Source organism: Neoroseomonas rubea (assembly GCF_016106015.1).
In the GTDB taxonomy this organism is placed as follows: Bacteria; Pseudomonadota; Alphaproteobacteria; order Acetobacterales; family Acetobacteraceae; genus Neoroseomonas; species Neoroseomonas rubea.
This window is the reverse complement of the sequence record NZ_JACADQ010000185.1, coordinates 1-7,757: the sequence shown is the minus strand read 5'-3', so window position 1 is coordinate 7,757 and position 7,757 is coordinate 1. Positions and strand designations below refer to the sequence as shown.

Here is a 7,757-nt window from a genome sequence, read left to right as displayed (position 1 = left end):
AGGCCCGACAGCCGCGCCGCCGCAACCGCGACCAGCGCGCCGATCAGCCAGGGCAGCGGCAGCGACAGCAGGGCGAAGAGCGCGCCGCCCGCCGCGCCGAGGGCAAGGCCGAGCGCGAGCCGCCCGGCGCGCATCCAGGTCACGCCGCCGGCGCGGGATGCACCTTCAGCCAATGCCGCGCGATGTCGACGCGCCGCGTCACCCAGACATCCTTCCGGCTGCCGATGTGGTCGAGCAGGCGCTTGAGCCCCATCGCCCGCGCCGGATGGCCGATGAGGCGCATGTGCAGCCCGATCGACATCATCTTCGGCCGACCCTTCTGCCCTTCCTCGTACAGCATGTCGAAGGCGTCGCGGATGAAGGAGAACCACTGGTCGGAGGTGCCCATCCAGCCGGCGTATTTCCCGTCATTGTTCACGAGGGAATAGGGCACGACGAGGTGCGGCTTGCCCTCGACCCGCACGTAGAAGGGCAGTTCCTCCCCGTAGTAGTCGCTGTCGTAGAGGAAGCCGCCATGCTCGGCGACCAGGCGGCGCGTGTTCACCGAGGGTCCATACCGGCAGTACCAGCCATCGGGGCGGTGGCCGACCGTCTTTTCCAGGCTCACGACCGCCTTGGCGATGTGCTCGCGTTCCTCCGCCTCGCTCAGCTCGAAGTGTTTCACCCAGCGCCAGCCATGCGAGCAGACATCGTAGCCCGCGGCGCGGATGGCGGCCGCGGCCTCCGGGTTGCGCTCCAGCGCCAGCGCGCAGCCGAACACCGTCATCGGCAGGCCGCGTTCCTGGAACAGGCGCATCAGGCGCCATACCCCGACGCGGGAGCCGTATTCGAACATCCCTTCCGCGGCGAGGTCGCGGCCGGACTTCACCTGGTTGAGGCCATGCGCTTCCGTCAGCCCGTTCTCGGTGACGCCGTCGCCGAGCTCGAAGGAGGGTTCGGACCCTTCCTCGTAGTTCATGACGAAATTCACCGCGACCTTGGCGCCGCCGGGCCATTGCGGGTCGGGCGGGTTCGCGCCGTAGCCGATGAAGTCGCGCGTCACTTCGTAGGGCATGCCGTCTCTCCGGGCCGGGTCATCCGCTCATCCGCCGCGCCAGGCCCACGGCGCGGTCCATCACCAGCAGCAGGATGAAGGCAACCGCCACCAGCACGCCAGAGGCCGCGGCCACGCGCACGTCGAGCGCCGTTTCCATCATGCCCCACAGGCGGATCGGCAGCATGTCCGTCTGCGCCGAGGCGAGGAAGAGCGAAACCGGCACGTTGTCGAGCGAGGAGACGAAGGCCAGAAAGGCGCCGGCCGCGACCCCCGGCATGATCAGCGGCAGCGTCACGCGGCGGAAGGTGCGCCAGGGCCCAGCGCCGAGCGCGGCGCTGCTTTCCTCCAGCGCCGGATCGAGCCCCGCCGCCGCCGCGCCCACGGTGCGCAGCGCGAAGGGGGCGGCGATCATCGCGTGCCCGGCGACGAGCAGCGCGAGCGAGGGCGGCAGGCGCAGCCAGGAGAAGAACATCAGCGCCGCAAGGCCGAAGGCGATGCCCGGCAGCACGAGCGGGGCCATGAAACCGCCCTCGGCGAAGCGCGCCCAGCCCGCGCGGGTCCGCGCGATGGCCAGCGCGGCGGCGGTGGCGAGCGAGGTCGCGACGATCGCCGTCAGGGCCGCGACCAGAAGGCTGTTGCCCGCCGCCACATGGATCTGCGACGAGCGCACCGGGTCGAACAGGTCCCGATACCATTGCAGCGTCAGGCCCGGTGGCGGGAAGCGCAGCGCGCGGGAGGAGGTGAAGGAGGTGACGAGCACCACCAGAACCGGTCCGACCAGGATGAGGAAGCCGATCCCCGCCAGCGCGACGATCAGCAGGACCAGCAGGCGATCGCTCCCGGTATACCTATGCATGGCGAACCCGCGAGCCGAGCAGGGAGAGCGCGCCGGCCACCATCAGCACCGAGGCCATCAGCGTGAGGGCGAGCGCGGCCGCGAGCGGCCAGTCGAACACCACCATCGCCTGCTGCCAGACCAGCGCGGGCAGGTAGTTGAGCCGCCCCCCGCCGATCACGCCCTGGGAGATGAAGGCGGTGGAGGCACTGGCGAAGACCAGGGTCGCGCCGGCGATCAGCCCCGGCATCGCCATGGGCAGCACCACCTTCCACAGCGTCCGCGCCAGCGATCCGCCAAGCGAGGCCGAGGCGTCGAGCAGTGCGGGGTCGATCCGCGCCAGCGCGGCCAGCAGCGGCAGCAGCATCAGCGGCATCTCGATCTGCGTCAGCGCCAGGATCAGCCCGTGTTCCGTCTGCAGCAGCGCGACCGGCGCGGTGATGACCCCGGCGCCGAGCAGCGTCGCGTTGATCACCCCTTCCCGCCCCAGGATGACGATCCAGGCGAAGGTGCGCACGACGACAGAGGTCAGCAGCGGCAGCACCGCGGCCATCAGGATGATGCGCCGGAGCGTCGGCCCCGCCGCCATGTGCACCAGGGCGAGCGGCACGGCGAGCAGGGCGGTGGCGAGCACCGTCAGCGCGCCGAGCCGCATCGTGTTCAGCACGGACTGGATGTGGAAGGCATCGCCCAGCGCGTCGCGCCAGCCGCGCAGCCCCCAGTCGCGCAGGTTCTCGTCCGTCGCGAAGGAGGTGGCGAGCAGCAGCAGCAGCGGAGCGACGAAGAACAGCGCCTGCGCGAGCGCCAGCGGCAGCGCGAGCCGCCAAAGGCCGTTCCCCGTCGCCATCGCCGGTTCAGCCCGCCATCTCGCGGTTGAAGCGCGCGATCCATTGGGCGCGCACCGGGTTGATGCGCGCCCAGTCATGGGTGACGAAGCGGCCGATCTCGCTGATCGAGCGCATCGGCACGTCGGCACCCGGCGTGACGTCCTTGTTGACCGGCACGAAGAAGAAGGGATCCTGGGCGAGCGCCGCCTGGATAGGGGTCGCGATCATCTCGTCGATGTACTTGTAGGCGGAATCGAGGTTCCGGCTGCCCTTGGCGATGTGCATGGTCGTGACGAAGGCCGCCGCCCCCGTCTCCGGCACCGCGAAGTCGATGTTCACGCCGCGGGAGCGCAGGAGCGTGACGGTGTAGGTGTTGGTGTACATCACGTCGATCTGGCCCTGCTGGAACATCCCCGGCATGGCGGCGGGCTGGCCGACCGCGGCAACGTTCGGGCGGATGCGGCGCAACTCGGCGAACAGAGGATCCATGTTCGCCTCGGACCCGCCGAGCGCCTTGGCCATTTCAATGAGCGAGATGGTGCCGAAGGTGGTGCCGAAGCCGGTCAGGCCGAGCTTCGGCACGTATTCGGGCTTGAACAGGTCCGCCCAGCCCTTCGGCTTGGCGACCTTGGTCGGGTTGTAGGCGATGCCGACCACCTGCGCGGCGACCGCCGCGCCGTGCGCATCGGCGTAGCCGTCGGGCAGCAGCGCGCGGTTGGTAAGCTTCGCCGGGTCGAAGGTTTCGAACAGGCCGAACTCGATGCCCGAGACGCGCGGGCCCGGGTCGAGCACGAAGACATCGAAGGGCGGATTGCCGCGCGCCGCGCGTGCCTTGGCGATCTGGTCGACGGCAAACAGGGGTTCGAAGGCGACGTTGATGTTGTGCGCCGAGCGCAGGCGCGGCGCGAGCACGGCGCGCAGCGCCTCGTCCCAGCCGCCCGGATAGACGGCGGCGGTCATGGCGGCCTGGGCGCGCGCCGCGTTCCAGGGCAGGGCGGTGCCCGCGAGGGCGGCACCCAGCAGATGGCGGCGGCGGAACTCGGTCATGTCGTCTCTCCTTCGGGGAACAGGGCCGGCGTCGCGTCCGGCCGCAGTGCGACGCGCACCGGGCCGGGTGCCGGGGGCGCGCCGTGGCGGGCCGCGTGGAGCTTCAGCTCGGCCGCGCCGGCCTCGATGTCGTGGATCAGCGCGGGGCCGAGGGGCAGGGACTGGCGCAGCCTGGCGGGGAACGCATCCGGCGCGTCCGCCCCGTCGCGCAACGCCAGCTGCTCGGGCCGCGCGCAGAGCACGACGCGCGCGCCGATGTCGAAGCCGCGCGCGCTTTCGACCGCGAAGGTCGCGCCGGCATCGAGCCGCACGCGATAGCCCGCGCCGTCGCGCGCCTCGATCCGGCCGGGCAGGCGGTTGGTCGTGCCGACGAAGCCGGCGACGAAGGCGGTGGCCGGGCGGTCATAGACCTCGGCGGGTGCGCCCACCTGCTCGACACGGCCTGCATTCATCACCGCCATGCGGTCGGCCATGCTCATCGCCTCGTCCTGGTCGTGCGTGACCAGCACGGCGGTGACGCCGAAGCGGCGCTGGATGCGCTTGATCTCAAGCTGCAGGTCGAGGCGCAGCGAGCGGTCGAGTGCGGCGAAGGGCTCGTCAAGCAGCAGGATCGCGGGCTCGATCGCGAGCGCGCGCGCCAGTGCCACGCGCTGCTGCTGCCCGCCCGACAGCGCACGGGGGCGGCGATCGGCGAAGCCCTCCATGCGCACGGCGGCGAGCGCCGCATCGACCTTGCGCGCGATCTCGGCCTTCGGCAGGCGCCGCGCCTCGAGGCCGTAGGCGACGTTTTCCGCCGCGCTCATATGCGGGAACAGGGCGTAGGACTGGAACACGATGCCGACGCCGCGCCGGCCCGGCGGCAGGTGGTCGATCGCCGCGCCATCGACCAGCACGCGCCCCGCTTCGGCGCGGATGAAGCCCGCGACCGTGCGCAACAGCGTGGTCTTGCCGCAGCCTGAGGGGCCGAGGAGAGCGAGCATCTCGCCCGGCTCGACGCTCAGCGTCACGTCGCGGACAGCGAGCGTCTGCCCGTAACGCACGCGCACGCCGTCCATGTCGAGTCGGTGGCCACGCAAGCGCCCCGCCGCGTCCGGGGCCGAACCGGCCGAGCGCGAATCATCCAGCATGGCGCAGGCATCGCAACGCCCGTGCCAGCGGCGCCTCGGCGGCCCGTGGCGCCGGTGCGCGACATGCGCGGTGACACTTTGCCTCTTTCGTGAGCGATCTGCACCGTAGACTCGCAAGATTGCCGTGCGCGTCGCGATGGGCGAAGCAGGGCACATGACACGTGACCTGATCGGCTATGGGGGCGCCTGGCCGGATATCCGGTGGCCGAACGGCGCGCGGCTCGCCGTCTCGGTGGTGGTGAATTTCGAGGAAGGCGCCGAGCAGCAGGTCGGCGACGGCGACCGGCAATCGGAACGCATGGGCGAGGTGATGAGCGTCGTCGCCCCTGGCACGCGCGACATGGGGCAGGAGCAGATCTTCGCCTACGGCCTGCGCGCGGGGCTGTGGCGCATGCTCGATGCGCTCGACCGGCATGCGCTGCCTGCCACCTTCCTGATGTGTGGCCGCGCCGTGGCGCGTGCGCCCACCCTGGCAACGGAGGTCGCGCGACGCGGGCACGAGGCCGCCGCGCATGGCTGGCTCTGGCGCCCGCACGCCGATTATGCGTCGGCGGCGGAGGAGGCGCACGACCTCGACCGCTGCGTCGAGGCCATCGAGGCGGCGACGGGGCAACGGCCGCGCGGCTTCTTCTGCCGCGGATCGGAAAGCGCCTGGACGCGCGGGCTCCTGGCCGAGCGTGGCTTCCGCTGGGTGTCCAACGCCTTTGACGACGACCTGCCCTATCGCGACCCGAGTCATCCGGCGCTGCTGGCCCTGCCCTACGCGCTCGACAGCAACGACATGAAGTTCTTCCACCCGAACGGCTTCGTGCGCGCGGCGGAAATGGTCGAGTATGTGGGCGATGCGCTCGATGTGCTGCTGGCGGAGGCGGAGGCCGGCAGGCCGCGCCTGCTCAACATCGGCTACCATCTGCGCATCTGCGGGCGGCCAGGGCGCTTTCCGGCCTTCGACCGTGTGCTGGCGCGGCTTGCCGCGCTGGGCGACCGGGTGTGGGTGGCGCGTCGGGACGAGATCGCCGAAGCATGGGCGGCGGCGACCCGCTGACAAGCAGCCTCGACCGCTGCGAACGAAGAGTGCCGCCGGCGCGCCGAGCATTAAATCTTCCGAAATAGTAATGACTCTACTTCGGAACGATGTCTCATTCATCGTCCGATCGGGCCATGAGCGCAGCGAACGCGGCGGCGCCGCGTGCCGATACGCGGGGCGTGCCGCCCGATCCTCGTGATGCCACGGTCGAGATCGACCAGAGCGTAGCGGGCGCGGTGCTGCGCCCGAAGCTGGACGCCGATGTCGCGTCGAATGTCCTCGGCAAGCTCGCGGCCTTCCAGCGGCCGGAGGCGTTGGTCTCGCCGGATCGTGGCGAGACCGCCGTTATCGGCGCGGGAGCAACCAGCGCGGCCGCGTCCGGAGACATGGCGTGGTCCGCGGTCCAGGCCCTTGGGGCCAGGACCGCCGGCACGCCGGAACCCTCGCGGATGGAGCCGGGCGAGACCGCGCGACCGCTTGGCGGCGCCAGCGGATGGTCCACGCTGATCGCCGCTCCCGATGGCATGGATGTCGGCCTCGGCGCCGAGGAGCGCGCAGCGCCCACACCCGCGCCAACGACCTTGGTTCCCGTGCAGGCGGCGGACGCCCAGGGGATAGCATCGACCGACGAGCATACCGATGGCGCGGAGCGCCTCATGGTCTCCGCTGCCGAACCGCGGCCAGCGGAGGGGCGGACCGATGCCGGGGAAACCCCCGCAACGAAGCCCGGCGATGGCGACGAGACGGCTAACGACGCGCCGTTCGTCGCTGAGGGCCTGTCGGATGCCGTCGCGACGGAGGATAGTGCCTTCAGCTACCAGTTCGCCGCCGGCGCGTTCAGCGATACCGATGCCGGTGATGTGCTGACCTACACGGCGACCCTTGCGGATGGATCCGCGCTGCCGACTTGGCTGCGTTTCGATCCGGCGACCCGGACCTTCTCCGGCACGCCCGGAAATACCGATGTCGGCACCCTGGCGGTGCGTGTCATCGCGACCGACAGCAGCGGCTCCAGCGCCAGCGACGATTTCACGCTGACTGTTGCCAACACCAACGACGCACCGATTGTCGTGGCGGGCTTGACCGATACCACCACGACCGAGGACGTCGCATTCACCTTCACTGTGCCCGCCGGAGCCTTCGCAGATCCCGACACAGGCGACAGCCTCGCCTACATCGTGACACTGGCCGATGGCTCGCCCCTGCCGGCCTGGCTGTCCTTCGATCCCGCGACCCGCACCTTCTCCGGCACGCCCGGAAACACCGATGTCGGCACCCTGGCGGTGCGTGTCATCGCGACCGACAGCAGCGGCTCCAGCGCCAGCGACGATTTCACGCTGACTGTTGCCAACACCAACGACGCACCGACACTCGCCAACCCGATCGCGGATCGATCGGCGACGGAGGACAGCGCCTTCAGCTATCAGGTCCCGATCGGCGCATTCGGCGATCCCGATGCGGGCGACAGCCTCGCCTACTCCGCGACGCTGGCCGATGGCTCACCCCTGCCGGCCTGGCTGTCCTTCGATCCCGCGACCCGCACCTTCTCCGGCACACCCGCGAATGACGATGTCGGTACCCTGGCGGTGCGCGTCATCGCGACCGACGGTAGCGGTTCCAGCGCCAGCGACGATTTCACGCTGACTGTTGCCAACACCAACGACGCTCCGATTGTCGTGGCGGGCTTGACCGATACCACCACGACCGAGGACGCCGCTTTCACCTTCACTGTGCCCGCCGGAGCCTTCGCAGATCCCGACACAGGCGACAGCCTCGCCTACACCGCGACGCTGGCCGATGGCTCGCCCCTGCCGGCCTGGCTGTCCTTCGACCCCGCGACCCGCACCTTCTCCGGCAC

The 7,757-nt window shown here is 70.6% G+C and carries 7 protein-coding genes; 2 read left to right on the top strand and 5 right to left on the bottom strand.

The window, feature by feature from the left end:
- Positions 1–139 precede the first annotated feature (139 nt).
- The 5 genes from HW577_RS16170 to HW577_RS16150 are packed head-to-tail and all read right to left on the bottom strand — an operon-like array spanning position 140 to position 4,821.
- On the bottom strand, positions 140–1,054 hold the full coding sequence (locus HW577_RS16170; protein WP_198377182.1) for a polysaccharide deacetylase family protein: 915 nt from the start codon (positions 1,052–1,054) through the stop codon (positions 140–142).
- A 19-nt stretch (positions 1,055–1,073) separates the two neighbouring features.
- Positions 1,074–1,892, bottom strand: coding sequence for an ABC transporter permease (locus HW577_RS16165; RefSeq protein WP_198377181.1), 819 nt, complete (start codon positions 1,890–1,892; stop codon positions 1,074–1,076).
- Positions 1,885–2,718 carry an ABC transporter permease gene (locus HW577_RS16160; RefSeq protein ID WP_198377180.1) on the bottom strand — a complete coding sequence of 278 codons (834 nt, stop codon included), beginning with the start codon at positions 2,716–2,718 and terminating at the stop codon, positions 1,885–1,887. The genes HW577_RS16165 and HW577_RS16160 overlap by 8 nt, the downstream gene beginning before the upstream one ends.
- 7 nt (positions 2,719–2,725) lie before the next feature.
- Positions 2,726–3,745, bottom strand: coding sequence for an extracellular solute-binding protein (locus HW577_RS16155; RefSeq protein ID WP_198377179.1), 1,020 nt, complete (start codon positions 3,743–3,745; stop codon positions 2,726–2,728).
- The gene (locus HW577_RS16150) at positions 3,742–4,821 is read right to left on the bottom strand and encodes an ABC transporter ATP-binding protein (protein ID WP_232474987.1); all 1,080 of its coding nucleotides are present in this window, start codon (positions 4,819–4,821) and stop codon (positions 3,742–3,744) included. The genes HW577_RS16155 and HW577_RS16150 overlap by 4 nt, the downstream gene beginning before the upstream one ends.
- Positions 4,822–5,026: 205 nt before the next feature.
- On the opposite strand from HW577_RS16150, the gene HW577_RS16145 reads away from it, so the two are divergent.
- Together HW577_RS16145 and HW577_RS16140 are read left to right on the top strand one after the other, a co-directional pair.
- Positions 5,027–5,917 (top strand): polysaccharide deacetylase family protein, encoded by an 891-nt coding sequence (locus tag HW577_RS16145; protein ID WP_198377178.1) that lies wholly within the window; start codon positions 5,027–5,029, stop codon positions 5,915–5,917.
- A 116-nt stretch (positions 5,918–6,033) separates the two neighbouring features.
- Positions 6,034–7,757, top strand: a 1,724-nt coding sequence (locus tag HW577_RS16140; protein ID WP_198377177.1) for a putative Ig domain-containing protein, incomplete at its 3' end; no start/stop codon positions are given.